Origin of the sequence: Terrabacter sp. Ter38 (genome assembly GCF_024519435.1) — a bacterium.
Taxonomy (GTDB): Bacteria; Actinomycetota; Actinomycetes; order Actinomycetales; family Dermatophilaceae; genus Terrabacter.
Window position 1 is genome coordinate 23982 of the sequence record NZ_JALJRZ010000014.1, and the last position, 17514, is coordinate 41495.

At 69.3% G+C, this 17514-nt stretch carries 14 protein-coding genes and 3 tRNA genes; 10 read left to right on the forward strand and 7 right to left on the reverse strand.

Annotated features, from left to right (window positions below):
* Positions 1-128: 128 nt before the first annotated feature.
* Entirely contained in the window at positions 129-296 is a 168-nt protein-coding gene (gene rpmG / locus NR112_RS20995) for a 50S ribosomal protein L33 (protein WP_020143871.1), read from the forward strand.
* 82 nt (positions 297-378) lie between these two features.
* On the opposite strand, the gene NR112_RS21000 is transcribed toward rpmG, so the two are convergent.
* A complete protein-coding gene (locus NR112_RS21000) occupies positions 379-1104 on the reverse strand; it encodes a hypothetical protein (RefSeq protein ID WP_256796227.1) in 726 nt (241 codons plus the stop codon).
* A 165-nt stretch (positions 1105-1269) separates the two neighbouring features.
* Between NR112_RS21000 and NR112_RS21005 the strand changes: the two genes are divergently transcribed.
* Complete coding sequence (locus tag NR112_RS21005; RefSeq protein ID WP_256796228.1) at positions 1270-1590, forward strand: hypothetical protein; 321 nt, start codon at positions 1270-1272, stop codon at positions 1588-1590.
* Between the two features lie 117 nt (positions 1591-1707).
* Here NR112_RS21005 and NR112_RS21010 read toward each other — a convergent pair whose 3' ends face one another.
* The 3 genes from NR112_RS21010 to NR112_RS21020 form a co-directional block, all read right to left on the reverse strand.
* Complete coding sequence (locus NR112_RS21010; protein WP_256796229.1) at positions 1708-2430, reverse strand: transporter substrate-binding domain-containing protein; 723 nt, start codon at positions 2428-2430, stop codon at positions 1708-1710.
* A gap of 78 nt (positions 2431-2508) precedes the next feature.
* On the reverse strand, positions 2509-4446 hold the full coding sequence (locus NR112_RS21015) for a glycoside hydrolase family 55 protein (protein WP_256796230.1): 1938 nt from the start codon (positions 4444-4446) through the stop codon (positions 2509-2511).
* 163 nt (positions 4447-4609) lie between these two features.
* Positions 4610-6958, reverse strand: coding sequence for a (Fe-S)-binding protein (locus NR112_RS21020; RefSeq protein ID WP_256796231.1), 2349 nt, complete (start codon positions 6956-6958; stop codon positions 4610-4612).
* Positions 6959-7224: 266 nt separating this feature from the next.
* On the opposite strand from NR112_RS21020, the gene cysK reads away from it, so the two are divergent.
* The 5 genes from cysK to NR112_RS21045 all read left to right on the forward strand — a co-directional run bounded on the left by cysK (position 7225) and on the right by NR112_RS21045 (position 11166).
* The gene (gene cysK / locus NR112_RS21025; protein WP_056774255.1) at positions 7225-8154 is read left to right on the forward strand and encodes a cysteine synthase A; all 930 of its coding nucleotides are present in this window, start codon (positions 7225-7227) and stop codon (positions 8152-8154) included.
* A 47-nt stretch (positions 8155-8201) separates the two neighbouring features.
* Positions 8202-8960: a serine O-acetyltransferase gene (gene cysE, locus NR112_RS21030; RefSeq protein WP_306217548.1), complete on the forward strand. Its 759-nt coding sequence runs from the start codon at positions 8202-8204 to the stop codon at positions 8958-8960.
* A 182-nt stretch (positions 8961-9142) separates the two neighbouring features.
* Positions 9143-9233: transfer RNA gene (locus tag NR112_RS21035), tRNA-Ser, on the forward strand.
* 565 nt (positions 9234-9798) lie between these two features.
* Positions 9799-10734, forward strand: a complete 936-nt coding sequence (folP, locus tag NR112_RS21040) for a dihydropteroate synthase (RefSeq protein ID WP_256796295.1) — start codon at positions 9799-9801, stop codon at positions 10732-10734.
* A 228-nt stretch (positions 10735-10962) separates the two neighbouring features.
* The gene (locus tag NR112_RS21045; RefSeq protein ID WP_013491183.1) at positions 10963-11166 is read left to right on the forward strand and encodes a cold-shock protein; all 204 of its coding nucleotides are present in this window, start codon (positions 10963-10965) and stop codon (positions 11164-11166) included.
* Positions 11167-11281: 115 nt separating this feature from the next.
* On the opposite strand, the gene NR112_RS21050 is transcribed toward NR112_RS21045, so the two are convergent.
* On the reverse strand, positions 11282-12799 hold the full coding sequence (locus NR112_RS21050; protein WP_256796232.1) for an LCP family protein: 1518 nt from the start codon (positions 12797-12799) through the stop codon (positions 11282-11284).
* A gap of 190 nt (positions 12800-12989) precedes the next feature.
* Here NR112_RS21050 and NR112_RS21055 point away from each other — a divergent pair.
* A tRNA-Ser gene (locus NR112_RS21055) sits at positions 12990-13079 on the forward strand.
* A 178-nt stretch (positions 13080-13257) separates the two neighbouring features.
* Here the strand turns inward: NR112_RS21055 and NR112_RS21060 are convergent.
* On the reverse strand, positions 13258-13776 hold the full coding sequence (locus NR112_RS21060) for a DUF6328 family protein (RefSeq protein ID WP_256796233.1): 519 nt from the start codon (positions 13774-13776) through the stop codon (positions 13258-13260).
* A 221-nt stretch (positions 13777-13997) separates the two neighbouring features.
* The gene (locus NR112_RS21065) at positions 13998-15842 is read right to left on the reverse strand and encodes a phosphoenolpyruvate carboxykinase (GTP) (RefSeq protein WP_256796234.1); all 1845 of its coding nucleotides are present in this window, start codon (positions 15840-15842) and stop codon (positions 13998-14000) included.
* A 442-nt stretch (positions 15843-16284) separates the two neighbouring features.
* Here NR112_RS21065 and NR112_RS21070 point away from each other — a divergent pair.
* Positions 16285-16357, forward strand: a tRNA-Arg gene (locus NR112_RS21070).
* A gap of 226 nt (positions 16358-16583) precedes the next feature.
* On the forward strand, positions 16584-17432 hold the full coding sequence (locus NR112_RS21075; RefSeq protein WP_256796235.1) for an alpha/beta fold hydrolase: 849 nt from the start codon (positions 16584-16586) through the stop codon (positions 17430-17432).
* Positions 17433-17514 lie beyond the last annotated feature (82 nt).

Sequence of the window (17514 nt, forward strand, 5' to 3'; positions counted from 1 at the left end):
GGGGGCGTCAGGCATGCCCCGACAGGAGCCGGGCGGGGCTGACTCGGCGCAGCGGGAATGTCCCACCGTCGAGAATGGTTCTCATTACAGTCACGAGAACTCGTGACCCCCAGACCGAAGGAGCCCCCATGGCCAAGCGCACCGACCTGCGCCCCGTCGTCACCCTGCGTTCGACCGCCGGCACCGGCTACAGCTACGTCACGCGCAAGAACCGTCGCAGCAACCCCGACCGCATGGTGCTGCGCAAGTTCGACCCCGTCGCCCGCGAGCACGTCGACTTCCGCGAGACCCGCTGACAGCAGGCGCTTGCCGCGATGCGGCCGACGCGCAGTGGCCACGTCCGACCTCGGACGTGGCCACTCGCGTATGCCGGCTCGATCAGTGCGTGAGGCTGCGTGCCTGACGCGTGGGCTCGGGGGAGACCGGCGTCGACTCGGGGACGGCCCAGGTGACGCGGACCGGCTCGGGTGTGAGCGGTGCGAACGTGGCCACGACGTTGATGCCGTCGCGGAGGAGCTTCACGAGGCGCTCCTCCGGGTCGTCGACACAGGCGCGGGCGATGCCGTCCACGGCGAGGGCGACGACCTTGGCGGCGTTGGCAGGCCGGACGGCTGCGGTGTTGAAGCCCATGCGGGCCAAGTGGATCCGGGCCCAGCGCTCTGCCGCAGGCGCCGTGGCGAGCGCGGCGCGAGAGGCCTTGGAGAGCTGTCCGTGAGCACGACCGTCCTGCTCGGCGAGGATGCCCTCGGCATTGAGGATGGCGAGGGCCATGACGTTCTGGCGCTCCTCGGCGGCGACGGGCAGGGCCGCCCGGGCCGTCGTCAGCACGAGCGCCGTCGTGACCCGTGGGTCGTCCGGGTTGAGGCCGACCACCTCGGGGATCATCGTCACGAGGCGCTGCCGGTGCGTCTCGTCGAGCATGTCGTTGACACAGCGCGCAAGGGTCGCGAGCACCGGGTGCGTGCACTCCGGGTGGTCGCTCCACCGCTCGCCGGCCAGGAACGAGGCCATCTCCATGAAGCACGCGCCCTTGCGCGAGCTGCGGTGGCGGCCGCGCGACAGCACCGGCACGCCGTCGGGCACGAAGGGGGCTCGTCGTGACATCGTCGCTCCTCGGACTTTCCCATGAAGGATCCTGTGCGTGTTCCTTCATGGTGCGCCTCAATCGGCTGCTTGACCACCCCTTCTGTCCAACCTGGCGGCGAACAGGTGCTGTGGGATCCGACGCACTGCTGTCGACGGGCGTCGGAGTGTGGGCACAATCGGCCGATGCCCGTCGACGTGCACGCCGAGTCCGGCAGCGGCGGCGGGGTCCGCGCCCACGTCGCGGACTCGTGGCTGCGCTCGGCCGCAGCCGGCGTGCAGGTCGACACCGTCGACGCCCCGATCACGTTGCCCGGGGACGCCCTCCGCGACCACCGCGAGGCGCACCCGCTGGCGCGGGTCTTTCCCCTGCCCGACGACGTGCTCGGCCAGGCGGCGCGCGACTGCGACGCCGTCATGGCAGGCCTCACCCGCTCGCGCCTGCTGACCGGCGAGGAGCTGACGGCCTTCGGCATCACGGCGCCGACCGTGGGCCGGGACGGCTGAGCCCGACCGGACCGTGGTCGTTCGCACCCCTGCGCGGGGGCGCGAACCACCACGGTGTCGTATGCCGTCCGGCCGCGTCTCGCCGCGTCGCCGTATGCCGTCCGGCCGCGTATGCCGTCAGGCCGGCGGGGCGACCGCGGCGCCCGACTGCCCGGACCGCGCCAACGCGTCGGCGACGAAGCCGCTCGCCTTCAGCTCCTCGACGAGCTCGCGCAGGAAGGCGACGGTGTCGTCCGCTCGCGTCCGCGTCGTGCCGACGGCCTGCTCGATCTGCATGAACGCCTCGTCGAGGACCCTCACGTCGTCGCAGCGGGCGGCGAAGGCGGTGACGGGCTCCCGGATGCCGGCGCCGACCTCGAGCCCCTCGGAGACGAAGACGTCGACGCCCTCGTCACCGCGGACGATGCTCGCGTGCTCCAGGGTCCGGGTGAGGTGGAGGTCGTAGGCCGAGCCGTGCTTCACCCCGACCCGGACGCCGTCGCGGTCGACGTCGGCGACGGAGCGCACGGGGGAGTCGACGGGCACGACGTAGACACCTTCGATGACGACGTAGGGCGCTGTGAAGGCGACCTCGGTCGCCCGGGCCGGGTCGACGGCGAGGAAGCACAGGTCGGCGTCGCCCGTCGCCATCGCCTCGAACGACCGGCGCGCCGCGTCGAAGCAGACCAGCTCGACAGGCACGCCGAGGCGCTCGCCCACGGCACGCGCGATGTCGACCGTCACACCGGTCGGCGCCTGCGGAGCGCCTTGTGCGAGAACGGGGTTGCCGAGGTTGATCGAGGCCCGTAGCAGGCCGGTCGGAGCGAGGTCGCGGGCGACGGCGGTGAGGGCGGCAGTCATCGGATCACCCTACGGTGCTGCACAGGACAACGCCTCCCGGCCCGACGGCATACGACCGTCGGGCCGGGAGGAGGCTGCTCAGGGGTAGTCGACGACGGTGACCGGGACGTCCGGGTTGGCGATCGTCGACGAGCCGCCGACGCCGTTGACGACGTTGCGGATGCCACCCTTGCCGTTGGACGGGTCGAGGAAGATCGTCAGCAGGTCGTGCAGACGCACGCCGGACGTCGTGGGCACCTCGAACGCGTTGGCAGCGAACACGTCGACGCCCTGGTTGAAGAAGCTGTAGGAGCCCATCCCGGAGCCCGAGAAGCTCTTCACGTCAGCGCCGACGAGCAGGGCCGGATAGCCCTCGTGGCCCGGCGCCGACATCCAGGCGGCCTGGCTCGGCGGGTCGTAGGGCAGCTCGTTCTGGAAGAACGTGACCGAGCCGTGCTCACCGTTCCAGATGACCTCGGTCTTCTGGTAGTGCTCGACGAACAGTCCCGTAGCCGTGACGTGGTCGCCGTTGACGACGAGACCGGTGTCGGCGCTGTTGCTCGTCCACCCGACCCCGTTGCCGTGGTCGGCGCGCCAGGCCCAGATGTCGTCGAGCACGACGTGGTCGCTGTTGACCTCGAGGCTGACCGTGGCCTTGCCGACGTGCGGGCCGCCGATGCGGAAGAAGACGTCCTGCAGGCCGGTTGGGTCGGCGGCGCTGCTCCACCCGGCCCGGCTCGGCCCCTGGCTCCCGGCGGCACGCTGCGTGCCGATCTGGAGCAGGACCTGCGAGCTGACCGGACCGGCGTCGAAGGTGATGCCGGCGATGTCGACCCCCGGCACGTCGGCGACGCTCATCGCGACCTGGCCCGTGGTCGGGGTGAGGCTGGACAGGCCGAGCCCCAGCACGATGGTGTCGGCCCGCTTGACCCTGAGGGTCCGGTCGAGGTGGTAGACGCCGGGGGTGAGCAGCAGGTTGCGGCCGCGGGCGAGCTCGCGGTTGATCGCCTGCGCCGAGTCCGACGGCTTGGCGACGTAGAAGTCGCCGATGCCGATCGAGCGGCCCGGTGTCGACCCCGAGGCCCATGAGACCCCACGGCTGTCGGTCGCGGCCGCCGGCACGAAGACGCGGTAGGCGCCCGAACCGTCGACGTAGAGGTAGGGCTTCTCACGGCTCACCGACGTCGTGTCGACGGTCGTGTAGGGGCCGCCGCACGCCGACGAGGCGGGGAAGCACTCGGCGGGTGCGCCCACGGTGCCGGAGAAGACCTGGTTCCAGACGCCGTTGGTCCAGCTGCCCACCGTGCTGTTTCGGGTGAAGAACTGCTGCTGGGAGCCGTTGATGACGACCCCGTCGAACGTCGAGTCGGCGATGAAGCCGCCGCTGGCGAAGGACGGGCCGGTGCAGTAGTCCATGAGGGTCGTCAGACCCTTGATGTGGACGCGGCGCAGCGGCGCTGCCTGCGAGACGGCCCAGAACTGTCCGCTGTAGCAACCGAAGTCGGGGGTGGTCACGTTGACCGTCAGGTTGGACAGCGACCGCCAGAAGTTGTTGAGCGCGATGCAGCTGCCCGGCGCGCTGCACTGGTTGCGCACGTAGACCGAGCCGTTGATGACGACGTCGCCCGGGTTCTGGCCGAGGCCGGCGACCTCGGTGTAGTAGCCGACCTGGAAGTTGAGCGGCTTGTCGGCGGTGCCGTAGGTGCCGGGCTTGAAGAGGATGGCGTACCGCTGGGGGCCCCTCTCGTTGGGCACCTGTGCGGCGGCGACCGCGTCCACCTTGGCCTGGATGTCGGCGGTGGACATCGACGGGTCGAGGACGAGGGTGGTCGGCCCGAGGTCCGGAGTACTGGAGCGCGGGGTGCTGGAGGCCGGGGTGCTGGAGGCCGCAGCGACGGCAGATACCGGCGCTGGTGCTGCTCCGGCTCCGGCGACGGCAATGGTCGGGACGGCCGTGGTGGCGACGGCCAGGGCCGCGAGGGCCAGTCGGTGGAGCCCGCGGGCGGGCCACCCACGTCGATCTCGTCGTTGAGTCATGGGCTCACCCTTCACCGTCGCGAGGGGTTGGGCAAGGGTGTGTGAGAGCGTTCCCACATCTCGTTGCGGTGCCGCTGTTCACGTCGGGGACGACGAAGGCCCCCCGCGGGAGGCGCCCCTTCGTCACGACGGACCTCAGGAGGAGGTATCCCGTCCGGCGCGCTCAGGCGACCGGTGCGGGCTCCGGGTCCGGCTGGGGCTCAGGCGTTTCCGCCTCGTCAGGCTCCCCGCCGCCGTCGCCGCGACGCACGGCGGCGAGCAGCATCTGGGCGACGTCGACGACCTCGACGGCGTCGGTGGCCTTGCCGTCCTGGATCGCGGCGTTGAGGCCGTCGGAGAGCATGACCTTGCAGAAGGGGCAGCCGACGGCGATGCGCTCGGCCCCCGTGGCGAGGGCCTCCTCGGTGCGGTTGGTGTTGATCCTGGTGCCGAGCTTCTCCTCCATCCACATGCGGGCGCCACCGGCGCCGCAGCAGAAGGACTTCTCCTTGCTGCGCTCCATCTCGGCGTACTCGACGCCGGGCAGGATCTGGAGCAGCTCGCGCGGCGGCGCGTAGACCTGGTTGTGGCGGCCGAGGTAGCAGGGGTCGTGGTAGGTGACCTTGGCGCCGGTCGACGCGGCCCCCGTGAGCGCCCCGGTGGCCAGCGCATCACCGGGGCGCGCGACGGGCGTGAGGCGCTTCTCGCGGACGAGCCGGTTGAGCAGCTGGGTGTGGTGCAGCACCTCGTACTGCCCGCCGAGCTGGGGGTACTCGTTCTTGATGGTGTTGAAGCAGTGCGCGCAGGTGACGACGATCTTGCTCGCGCCGACCTCGTTGAGGGTCTCGACGTTCTGCTGGGCGAGCATCTGGAAGAGGAACTCGTTGCCGGCGCGGCGGGCCGAGTCGCCCGTGCAGGCCTCGCCGTCGCCGAGCACGGCGAAGGAGACACCGGCGGTGTCGAGCAGCTCGGCCACCGCGCGCGTCGTCTTCTTGGCGCGGTCCTCGTAGGCGCCGGCGCAGCCGACCCAGAAGAGGTAGTCGACCTCGGAGAGGTCCTCGACGTCCTGGCCGACCTGCTTGACCTCGAAGGGGAGGTCCTTGGCCCAGTCCATCCGCAGCCGCGGCGCGAGACCCCAGGGGTTGGAGTTCTTCTCGAGGTTCTTGAAGAGGCCGTTGAGCTCGGCCGGGAAGGCCGACTCGATGAGGTTCTTGTAGCGGCGCAGGTCGACGATCGCGTCGACGTGCTCGATGTCGACCGGGCACTGCTCGACGCAGGCGCCGCACGTCGTGCAGGACCAGAGGACGTCCTCGTCGATGACGGCGTCGGGCCCGTGCGGGTTGTAGGCCGTGAGCGGGTGCCGGATGTCGTAGCCGGTCTCGCCGACGAGCTGCTCGGTGGCGACGGCGCCCTTCGTCGCGTCGCTGAATCCCTCGGCCGACTCGATGCCGCCCGCACGGACCTCGTCGGAGGCGAGCAGCCACGGGGACTTGGCGTGGGCGTGGTCGCGCAGCGTCATGACGAGCAGCTTGGGGGAGAGCGGCTTGTCGGTGTTCCACGCCGGGCACTGGCTCTGGCAGCGACCGCACTCGGTGCACGTCGTGAAGTCGAGCAGGCCCTTCCACGTGAAGTCCTCGACCTTGCCGACGCCGAGTGCGGCGTCCTCGTCGAGCTCGTCGACGTTCTCGAAGTCGAGGGGCTTGCCGTCGACCTTGATCGGCTGGAGCTCACCGAGGCTCGTGCGGCCGTCGGCGTGGCGCTTGAAGAAGATGTTGAAGAAGGCGAGGAAGCGGTGCCAGGCGACGCCCATCGTCGGCTGGAGCGCGATGGTGATCATCCACGCGAAGGAGATGAGGATCTTGACTGCGGCGATGACGACGATGAGGTTCTCGATGGCGCCGACCGACAGTCCGGTGAAGAAGTTGCCGATCCAGCCCGTCAGCGGGAAGTGGAGGGCGGTGTCCATGCCGGTGCCGGTCTTGCGCGCGAGGGTCCACTCGAGCGCGCGGAGCAGGCCGATGCAGAGCGTCACGCCGAGGATCGTCAGCTCGACGTAGTAGGCCTGCCACCACGTCGAGCCGAAGAAGCGGCTGCGGCGCCCGTCCTCACCCGCGGCCGAGCGCGGGTGGTTCTTCTGACGGATCGCCATGAGCACGACGATCGAGATGAAGCCCGCGAAGGCGAAGAAGTCGGTGACCCACTCGTAGGGGAAGAAGTGGCCGATGAGCGGCAGCACGAACTCCGGCTGGAAGAGCTGGCCGAAGGCGTTGAGCAGGGTGAAGAAGAGGACGCCGAAGCTGACCATCGTGAACCAGTGCGCGATCGCGACGACGGGCAGGCGCGACATGCGCGTGTGGCCGAGGAACTCGCGCAGCAGCGTGCGGGTGCGGGCCCCCTTGTCGTCACCGCGGTCCTCGGGCTGGCCGAGGCGGAAGGTCGCGAGGAAGTGGTTGATCGTCTTGACGAGCAGGGCGACGGCCACGGCGGTGACGCCGAGGCACACGACGGCGGCGACGATCTGGAGCGCACTCATGCGGGGGAGTCTACTGACGCGTGAGCAAGCGCTTAGTGATTGTGACGGCCGTCGCGGCGTGACGCTCGTCCCCTTCGTCCCGCCGCCGGGCGGCATACGCCCTCGGGGGTGTGCCCGGGTGGCCGGCGTCGTGGCGGCGCCCGGATCATGGGCGTGGCCTTGGCAACCGATAACGGCGTGTTGGAATATGCATAACGAGAACTCGGTTGTCGGAGACAATCGAGTGACCGACTGTTCCGCCGTACCCAGCCGAAAGGGCTCCAGCAATGCCGATCTACGACGACGTGACCAAGCTGATCGGCAACACGCCGCTCGTGCGCCTCAACAAGGTCACCGACGGGGCGCAGGCGACGGTTGCCGCCAAGCTCGAGTTCTACAACCCCGCCAACTCCGTCAAGGACCGCATCGGGGTCGCGATCATCGACGCCGCCGAGGCGAGCGGGCAGCTCGAGCCCGGCGGCACCATCGTCGAGGCCACCTCCGGCAACACCGGCATCGCGCTGGCCATGGTCGGCGCCGCCCGCGGCTACAAGGTCGTGCTGACGATGCCCGAGTCGATGAGCAAGGAGCGCCGCGCGCTGCTGCGTGCCTTCGGTGCCGAGCTCGTCCTCACCGACCCGTCGACCGGCATGAAGGGCGCGGTCGCCAAGGCCGACGAGATCGTCGCCGAGCGCGGCGGCGTGCTCGCCCGCCAGTTCGCCAACGAGGCCAATCCCGAGATCCACCGCAGGACCACCGCGGAGGAGATCTGGAAGGACACCGACGGCGAGGTCGACATCGTCGTTGCTGGCATCGGCACCGGTGGCACCATCACGGGCGTCGGCCAGGTCCTCAAGGCCCGCAAGCCGAGCGTCCAGATCATCGCCGTCGAGCCCGAGGAGAGCCCGATCCTCAATGGCGGCCAGCCCGGTCCGCACAAGATCCAGGGCATCGGCGCCAACTTCGTCCCCGAGATCCTCGACACCGAGGTCTACGACGAGGTCATCGACGTCAACGCCGAGACCTCCGTGAAGTGGGCCCGCCGCGCCGCGACCGAGGAGGGCCTGCTCGTCGGCCTGTCGTCCGGTGCCGCCATCGCCGCCGCAGTCCAGGTCGCCCAGCGTCCCGAGAACGCCGGCAAGACGATCGTCGTCATCATCCCGTCGTTCGGCGAGCGCTACCTGTCGACGATCCTCTTCGAGGGTCTCGTCGACTGACGTCCCCTCGACGCCCGTCCCACTGCAACGCCACCAAGGAGTCGTGCATGAGCACCGCACCGCAGATCGACCACGGGCCCCGGCCGGCCGAGAAACCGCTGACGCTCGTGCGTGGTGACGGGGCGGCCGAGGTGGTCGGGGTGGCCGGGTTGGCCGGGGAGCCGGCGGCGACTGTGACCTCCCACGCAGCCGCCGTCGTCCCCGGCGAGCGGTCGTATGCCGGCCCGCTCGGCTTCGTGCGCAAGCTCGCCGACCGCGCCCGCGAGGACGTGGACGGCGCCATCGAGCGCGACCCCGCGGCCAACTCCCGCCTCGAGATGGTCCTGACCTCTCCCGGGCTGCACGCCATCTGGGCGCACCGCGGACTGCACGAGCTGTGGAAGCGCCCGGGTGGGCGGCTGCCGGCGCGGGTCCTCGCGACGGTGACGCGTTCGATCACCGGCGTCGAGATCCACCCGGCGGCCCGGCTCGGACGGCGGTTCTTCATCGACCACGGCATGGGTGTCGTCATCGGCGAGACCGCCGAGGTCGGCGACGACGTCATGCTCTACCACGGGGTCACCCTGGGTGGCCGCTCGATGGAACACGTCAAGCGGCACCCCACGGTCGGCAACCGCGTCACCATCGGCGCAGGTGCCCACGTGCTCGGGCCCGTCCGCATCGGCGACGACGTCCAGGTCGGGGCCAACTCCGTCGTCGTCAAGGACGTCCCCGCGGGTGCCGTGGCGACGGGCATCCCGGCGGTCATCCGGTTCCCGAAGCGCGACGCGACCAACCAGTGGCTCGACCCCGCGATGTACATCTGACCCACCGCTCCGGCTGACCCACCGCTCCGGCCGCGCCGTCATCGTGCTGCGGATGGTGCTGCCTCCGGGGGGCCGGAACCCACCGCACGCAGCACCATGAGGCACACCACCGGACGGGTGGCGGTGGTCGCCGGGACGATTCGGACGGGTGGGGCACCCGCGGCTAGACTTCCGCGGACACTGGAGGGCTCGCATAGTGGCCGAGTGCGGCGGTCTTGAAAACCGCTATGGGTTCATAGCCCATCGTGGGTTCGAATCCCACGCCCTCCGCCAAGCTGCTCCGTCGGCGCGGAGCGCTTTCGGAGGAGTTGCGGAGGCGCGGAGTCCGTCCCAGGCCCTCCGCCACCAGAGCGGATCCGGGAGCGGATCCGGGCATGAAAAAAGGGCCTCCGGAGATCCGGAGTCCCTTTTGTTCTCATGCACCGGTCTCGACGGTGAGCCCAGCGGTTGCACGCCCTCTCAGAGCAGGCCGAGCCTCTCCTCGAACGTCGTGCTGGAGTTGTACTGACCGACCGGCATCGACGTGGACGGACGGTTCATGGCCGCGAAGAACGACACGATGTACGACATCTCTGTATTCAGTTTCCTTGGTGACTGGGCCCGCCGACGCGTCGTCGCGGACCCGGTTGGTCGACCGTCATTGCGGGACGATCAGGACCGGCGAACCACCCGCGACCCGGCCGGGAGCGTGGCCGGGCCGTGGGCGATGTCTGCTCCACAATGGTAACAGTTCCGCAACCATGCTCGAGTCCACCGTTGACCTTTGAGTGGCCCCGTGAGATACGACAGTGTGACCAGACATTCCGGCTCGGATCCCGCACCCGACACCGCCGAGATCCTGAGCCGGCTGGCCCCCCTCCAGCTCCCGCCGGCGAGCCCTCTCGTCCTGCGAGGACGCCGCTTCGACGCTGCCTCGCCCGCCGTCATGGCGATCGTCAACCGGACCCCTGACTCCTTCTTCAGCGGCAACCGCCACGCCGACCTCGAGTCCGCCAGGGCGGCCTTCGTCGAGGCCGTCGAGCTCGGCGCAGACCTCGTCGACATCGGTGGCGTGCGCGCCGGTCAGGAGGGCGAGGTCGTCGATGCCGAGGAGGAGATCCGGCGCGTCGTCCCGTTCCTCCAGTGGGCGCGGGCCGAGCACCCAGACGTCCTACTGAGCCTCGACACGTGGAGGTCGGAGGTGGCCCATGAAGCGGCCGGGACCGTGGACCTCGTCAACGACACGTGGGCCGGGCATGACCCTGATCTCGTCCACGTCGCGTCGGACATCGGTGCCGGCTACGTCATCTCGCATACCGGCGGCCTTCCGCCCCGGACCGATCCGGTCGACGTCACCTACGGCGACGATCCCCTCGACGTCGTGCGGGACGTCGTGCGCACCCTGGCCGACGGTGCCCGTGCGGCCGAGCGGGCCGGCATACCTCGAGAGCGCATCCTCGTCGACCCCACACTCGACTTCGGCAAGACCACCGCGCACTCGCTCGAGGTCCTGAGGCACACGGCCGACATCACTGCCCTGAACTACCCTGTGCTGCAGGCGATGTCGCGCAAGGACTTCGTCGGGGAGTCTCTCGACCTGCCCGCCGAGGAGCGGCTCGAGGGGTCGCTCGCGGCGACCGCCGTGGCGGCCTGGCTCGGGGCCACGGTGTTCCGCGCGCACGACGTCCGGGCGACCCGGCGCGTCCTCGACATGGTCGCCACGATCCGCGGCGACCGACCCCCGCAGCTCGCGCTGCGAGGCACCCGACGTGACGTCGCGACGAACGGTTCCTGAACGCCCAAAAACGAGTGTCATCCGACGGGCCGACCGGCCGGTATTCTGCTAGGTTCGTCGCGGTTGCAGTTGCAGTTCCTCGCAGTCGAGCAGGTGCCCGTCATCCGCAACGGTGACGGGTTTCCTTTCGGCTTCGGTGGGTTCGCGCCCGTCGAGTGGAGTCAATACGGCAGCTTGGGATGCGCGAGGTGCGTTGTCCCACACGCTAAAGAAGGAAGAGTTACCCGTATGGCACAGGGCACCGTCAAGTGGTTCAACGCTGAAAAGGGCTTCGGCTTCATCGCCCAGGACGGCGGCGGCCCCGACGTTTTCGTCCACTACTCGGCCATTCAGTCGAACGGTTACCGTTCGCTGGACGAGGCGCAGCGAGTCGAGTTCGAGGTCACGCAGGGTCCCAAGGGCCCGCAGGCCGACGCAGTTCGCCCGCTCTGATCACTCGAGAGCAACAGCAACGAGCGACACCAACCTCAGTCGTTTGTGACAAAGCCCCCGGCCATCGGCCGGGGGCTTTGTTGTTGGTCCTGGGTGCAGTCGCGTCGCCCAGTGATCAGCACTCGTCGTACGACGTCGTCGTCGGCGAAGGCGTCTTGGTCGGGGTCTTGGTCGGCGTCGACGGCGTGGCCGGCTTCGGCGCAGCGATGCCCTTCTGGACGAAGGCGTGGATCTCGTCGTAGTTGGGGTTCACCGAGTCGAAGCCGGGGATCTGGGCCAGTGACAGGCTGGTGATCTTGCCGTTCTTCTGGACCCGTTCGATGAGGTTGACGAAGGCGGGAAGGTTCTGGGCCGGGATGTCGGTGTAGATGTTGTCGCGGGCGATTCGGGCGATCTCGGGATACTTGGAGACCATCTGCGCCGGATCCACCTGCTTGACGACGGCCTGGACGACACAGCGCTGGCGCGCCTGACGGTACGTGTCGCTGTCGGCCGCCCTGGTGCGGGCGTACCAGAGAGCGAGGTTGCCTGAGAGGTGCTGCCGGCCCGGGCTGAAGTAGCCGGTCTCACCGATGACCCCTCCGTTGCCGTCGCTGTGGCCACCGATGGGCAGCTTCGTGCCGAAGCCGCTCAGCTTCACGTTGATGTCCACGCCGCCCATGGCATCGATGAGCTGCGAGAATCCCTTGAGGTCCACCACCACGGTGTGGTCGATCTTCAGGCCGAGCACCTCGGCAATGACATTTCGTGTCTCGTCGCGTCCTGGCGCAGCGCCCTTGTAGGCGTTGGGGTGGGACTGGCGGTACTGGTCGACCTCCGTCCAGACAGCGTTGAGCATGCACTGGTCCGCCGCGTCGGTCTGGGCGCGGATACAGACCGGCTTTCCGTAGGTGCCGCTGGGGTAGAGGCGCCGGAGTGGGCTGTCCTCGGGGAGTGGCACCTTCTGGAGATTGCGGGGGAGGGAGATGAGGGCCGTGCGTCCGGTCTTCGTGTCGATGCTTGCGACGATCATCGAGTCGGTTCGCGTGCCCGTGCGCCCCACTCCGGCGTCCGAGCCGAGCAGCAGGATGTTCACGCGTGCCTGGTCGGCCCACGGGTCCTCGCCCTCGGCCACCTGGGCTCCGACGCCCGGCTTGACCGGTGAGGTGCCGAAGACCTGCGCCACGGTGGTCTGCGTGATGCTGGCGTACTCGGCGAACTTGAAGGACGATCCCGCGACGACGAAGACCATGAGCGTCGTGAAGGCCGCGAGGATGCGCGTCCGCGCCCGGTCGAGCTTCGCGGGGCGTGACTGGACGGCAGTGAGGATGATGGAGGAGCACCACAGGATGCCGCCGACGACGAACGCGATGGTGATGGCCTGCAGCACGTTGGGCCGGGCCACGATCGAGAGCGCGGCATTCGTCAACCCAGTACGCATCACGTAGTACGCGCCGGCTCCCAGACTGAGCACGGCGAGGAACAGCAGGACCCACCCGAACGTGCGACTGCGGGTCTGGGTGAGCCCGGCTCCGGGAACGACCGTCCCCAGGGCGGTGAGGCCGAGCGCCTTGCGAAAACCTGACTTGAGGTCGCGTCGCAGCGCCTCACGGGTCGGCGGCGCAGCCGGACCTCGCGTGTTCGGATACGTCATGGAGTCCTCTCTGATCGGCTCGTGCGCACGAGCCGATCAATATTGTGCCCTGTCAACCTGATAGATGCCTCATCGAGTTGGGTAAGCCGGCACGCGATCGGTCACCCCGGTTTGGGCCGGGCGCACCCCGGCCGGTAGCCTGTGCTCGCCCGTGCATCCGACGTCGCCTCGGCGGCCTCGTCGCGGGCACGGAGGCGTCGCATAGTGGCCTAGTGCGCCCGCCTGCTAAGCGGGTTGAGGATAAAACCTCTCGCGGGTTCAAATCCCGCCGCCTCCGCCAGCACAAGACAGAAGGACCCCGACACGTTTCCGTCGGGGTCCTTCTGTCTTGTGCTGAGCGACGGCGTCCCGCCGCCCCCGCTAGCGCGACCGGAGAACGTGGCCTCTCGAGGGTGAAGAGGCGGCCGAACGTGGCCTCTCGACGGTGAACGGGGCGGCCGAACGTGGCCTCTCGACGGTCAGTTGGGGGACGGGGTGCCCGACTTCTCGACGGCGTCCTCCCGGCGCCCGCGGCGGCGCTGCGACAGGGGAAGCAGCACCCACAGGCTGACGCCCAGCAGCGCCAGCACGCCCCCGATCCAGAACGCGGCGGAGCTGCGCAGCAGGACGTCGAGCACCAGCACGACACCGCCGACGATCCCGGTGCCGAGGAAGAACAGCCCCGTGCCGATCAGCGTGTCCGTGTGCCGCACGACGAAGTCCTTCAGCCCCTCGCGGAAGAGCATGCGGTGCATGGCGACCGGGGTCATGAAGAGCAGGGTGCTGATCGCCATGGACAGCAGCGTGACGACGTAGATGCTGCGCTGCAGCTGCGTCAGGCTCGTGAACCGTTGCTGGAAGGGGATGGTCAGCAAGAAGGCGAAGAGGATCTGCACGCCCGTCTGGACGATGCGCAGCTCCTGCAGCTGCTCACCGAAGTTGCGGTCGAGACGCTCGGCCTCCGACTCCTCGCGGCGGTACCCGTTCCCTTCGCTCATGCCCACCCCGTACCCGGGTGGGTGGCACGGGCACGCAGCCCGCCGGCTGTGCCGCACGCCCGGGGCACGGCACACCTGCTCGAGCGACACGGCATACCTTCCTCGAGCGACCCCGTCAGAGCGACCCGTCGGTGCATGACGGAGGGCCCGGCACCGTGAGGTGCCGGGCCCTGCATCACGTCGTCCGCCGCCCGCCGGCCAGCAGGCGGTGGACCGACCTCTCAGCGCTCGCTGACGCGGGCCTTGAGGGCGTCGAACTCGGCCCACAGCTCCGCGGGGAGCTGCTCGCCGAACGTGTCGAACCACTCCTGGATGAGGGCCAGCTCCTTCTCCCAGTCGGCTGCGTCGACCCGAATGGCCTTGGCGACCTGCTCGGGCGTCATGTCGAGCCCGTCGATGTCGATGGCGCCCTCGGTCGGCACGAACCCGATCGGGGTCTCCACGGCATCGGCGTCGCCGTCGAGGCGTTCGATGACCCACTTCAGGACCCGGCTGTTCTCGCCGAACCCGGGCCAGAGGAAGGAGCCGTCCTCCTCGTCGCGACGGAACCAGTTGACGCCGAAGATGCGGGGGAGCTTGGAGGCGTCCGCGCTCTTCCCGATCTCGAGCCAGTGGTTCATGTAGTCGCCGGCGTGGTAGCCGATGAAGGGCAGCATCGCCATCGGGTCGCGGCGCACGACGCCGACGGCGCCGGTCGCGGCGGCGGTGGTCTCCGAGGAGAGCGTGGCGCCGATGAAGGTGCCGTGCTGCCAGTCGCGCGACTCGTAGACGAGCGGCACGGTCGTCTTGCGGCGGCCGCCGAAGAGGATCGCGTCGATCGGCACACCGTCGGGGTTGTCGTACTCCGGGGCGATCATCGGGCACTGGGAGGCCGGCGTGCAGAAGCGGCTGTTGGGGTGGCTCGAGAGCGTTCCCGACTTGCCGTCCTCGGGCGTCCAGCTGTTGCCGTGCCAATCGGTGAGATGCGCCGGCGGCTCGTCGGTCATGCCCTCCCACCACACGTCGCCGTCGTCGGTCAGGGCGACGTTGGTGAAGACCGAGTTGCCCTTCTCGATGGTGGCCATCGCGTTGGGGTTGGTCGACTCGCCAGTGCCGGGAGCGACGCCGAAGAGGCCGAACTCCGGGTTCACGGCGTAGAGGCGGCCGTCCTCACCGAAGCGCATCCAGGCAATGTCGTCGCCGACCATCTCGGCCTTCCAGCCGGGGATGGTGGGCGTGATCATCGCGAGGTTCGTCTTGCCACAGGCGGACGGGAAGGCTGCCGCGATGTAGTGGACGGACCCCTTGGGCGAGGTGAGCTTGAGGATGAGCATGTGCTCGGCCATCCAGCCCTCGTCGCGGGCGATCGCCGAGGCGATGCGCAGGGAGTAGCACTTCTTGCCGAGGAGGGCGTTGCCGCCGTAGCCGGAGCCGTAGCTCCAGATCGTGCGCTCCTCGGGGAAGTGGACGATGTACTTCGTGTCGGAGCACGGCCAGCTGACATCGGCCTGGCCCTCGGCGAGCGGGGCGCCGACCGAGTGGAGGGCCGGCACGAAGTCGGCGTTCGTCTCCTCGATCTTGTGGAGCACCTTGTCGCCACAGCGGGCCATGACGAGCATCGAGACGACGACGTAGGCGGAGTCGGTGACCTCGACACCGAACATCGGGACCTTGGCGTCGAGGTGACCCATGACGAAGGGGATGACGTACATGGTGCGGCCCGCCATGCTGCCGCGGTACAGCTCGGTCATCCGAGCCTTCATCTCGTCGGGCGCCATCCAGTTGTTGGTGGGCCCGGAGTCCTTCTCGTCGACGGAGCAGATGTAGGTCTGCCCCTCGACGCGCGCGACGTCACTGGGGTCGGAGGCGCAGTAGAAGGAGTTCGGCTTCTTGCTCTCGTTGAGCCGGACGAAGGTACCGGCCTCGACGAGCTGGTCGGTCAGCTCGGTCCACTCCTCGGGGGAGCCGGTGATCCACCGGATGTCGCGCGGCTGCGTCAGCTCGGCGACCTGCTCGACCCACGCGGCAAGACCCGCGTGCGTCGTGTGTGTCTGTTTCTCGTGGGTCGTGGTCAACTCGGGGCCCATCCCTTCGCGCGCGGTGCCGCCCGGCACCACGTCGTGCCGGTGTGAAGCTGCTCCGCAGGTGGATCCTGGGCGAGCCCGGATCGGGCTGCAGGTGTCCACATGCTGAACAGATGACGTGATGACTTCAAGGTACGCGCCGTCGTGGGTGCCGTTGACCCCATGCGGGCGACGGAGCGGTGAGACGCCTCACATGGCTGCGTCGCCGCAAGGAAAACGACGATCTGTTGTCGGTTTCTTGCAGGAATTTCAGTACTCGCCGGTACCGGGCAGCCGGTGATCGTGGCGCCCGGTCGGGCCGACCGCGTGTGCCGTGAGGTGGCGTCCGCCGGCCGCTGTTCGTAGGGTGCCCGGCGGGGTCCTCATCCCCGGGCCGGGGCCGATTTCGTGGATGCGGACCCGAGGCGCTAAGGTAACTTTTCGTTCCTCCGAGTGGCGGAACGACGCACCCGTAGCTCAACGGATAGAGCATCTGACTACGGATCAGAAGGTTTGGGGTTCGAATCCCTACGGGTGCACTCTGTGTTGAGACAGAACACCACGCCCCGGCCGGGTCTCCCGGCCGGGGCGTCGTGCTGTCCGGGTGCCCTCGGTGGTCCGCGTTCATCCTGTGGGGGTGACGCGGCCAGAGGTGCGGCGGCGGACTCTGGTCCCGTGCCGACTCACCCAGCCGTACCGGCGTCCGTCCGATCCTCGCGGTCCTGGACGTGGCGCAGCTCGTCCCTGCTCGGGCAGGCCTGACTCGTGGCCGCGGGGTCGCTCGTCGAGCGATGGACGTCGAACGACGGCGTCAAGGTCTTCTACCGCGAGTCGCCAGGGCCGCCGGACTCGTCTCCGATGATGCACCTGCACGGCTTCGGGCTCTCGGGCCGCTACCTGCTCCCGACGGCCGAGCTGCTCGCCGGCGAGTTCCGGACGCTCGTGCCCGACCTCCCCGGATTCGGGCGCAGCGGCCGGCCGCGTCAACCGCTCGACGTGCCCGAGCTCGCCCAGGCGGCAGCGGCGTTCCTCGACGACCGTGGCATCGAGAAGGTGACGCTCGTCGGCAACTCGATGGGCTGCGCCGTCATCTGCGAGTTCGCCCACCTCTACCCCGAACGTCTCGAGCGGGCCGTGCTCGTCGCGCCCGCGGGCGGGCTCCACAACCAGCCACTGGGCCGGGCGCTGAAGCAGCTCGCGCGGGACGGCATACGCGAGCCGTTGGGGCTCATGCAGGTGGCCGTGCCGGACTATCTGAGGTTCGGGGTGCCGAGCACGCTGCGCATGTTCCGCGCCCTGACCCGCTACCCGGCGCTCGACCGCCTGCTGCAGCTGCACATCCCGACCCTCGTCGTGCTCGGGAGCGCCGACCCGCTCATGCCCGCGCCGCCGCGGGTCAAGGAGGTGGCTGGGCAGATCGACAACTCGGTCCTGCTCGTCGTCATCCACGGGGCCGCCCACGCCATCAACTTCAGCCACCCGGGTGAGCTGGCCAACGTCATCCGGCAGTTCATGTCCGACCAGCCGATCGTCGACGACCCCGACTCACCGGGGCAGGCCCGGGTCTACGAGATCCACCGGGGGGCGCTTGCGCCTCCGGTCGACGGAGCGTGACATACCCGACGGGCACGTCCAGTGGGCGCACCATGTGAGTTCGCTCCACCTCGCGGGCTTTCCCTTGTGCCTCGGGTCGTGC

Bases quoted from the DNA above. Each gene is read 5' to 3' on its own strand.
- rpmG (WP_020143871.1), top strand. From the start codon at position 129: ATGGCCAAGCGCACCGACCTGCGCCCCGTCGTCACCCTGCGTTCGACC.
- NR112_RS21000 (WP_256796227.1), bottom strand. From the start codon at position 1,104: ATGTCACGACGAGCCCCCTTCGTGCCCGACGGCGTGCCGGTGCTGTCG.
- NR112_RS21005 (WP_256796228.1), top strand. From the start codon at position 1,270: ATGCCCGTCGACGTGCACGCCGAGTCCGGCAGCGGCGGCGGGGTCCGC.
- NR112_RS21010 (WP_256796229.1), bottom strand. From the start codon at position 2,430: ATGACTGCCGCCCTCACCGCCGTCGCCCGCGACCTCGCTCCGACCGGC.
- NR112_RS21015 (WP_256796230.1), bottom strand. From the start codon at position 4,446: ATGACTCAACGACGAGATCGACGTGGGTGGCCCGCCCGCGGGCTCCAC.
- NR112_RS21020 (WP_256796231.1), bottom strand. From the start codon at position 6,958: ATGAGTGCGCTCCAGATCGTCGCCGCCGTCGTGTGCCTCGGCGTCACC.
- cysK (WP_056774255.1), top strand. From the start codon at position 7,225: ATGCCGATCTACGACGACGTGACCAAGCTGATCGGCAACACGCCGCTC.
- cysE (WP_306217548.1), top strand. From the start codon at position 8,202: ATGAGCACCGCACCGCAGATCGACCACGGGCCCCGGCCGGCCGAGAAA.
- NR112_RS21045 (WP_013491183.1), top strand. From the start codon at position 10,963: ATGGCACAGGGCACCGTCAAGTGGTTCAACGCTGAAAAGGGCTTCGGC.
- NR112_RS21050 (WP_256796232.1), bottom strand. From the start codon at position 12,799: ATGACGTATCCGAACACGCGAGGTCCGGCTGCGCCGCCGACCCGTGAG.
- NR112_RS21060 (WP_256796233.1), bottom strand. From the start codon at position 13,776: ATGAGCGAAGGGAACGGGTACCGCCGCGAGGAGTCGGAGGCCGAGCGT.
- NR112_RS21065 (WP_256796234.1), bottom strand. From the start codon at position 15,842: ATGGGCCCCGAGTTGACCACGACCCACGAGAAACAGACACACACGACG.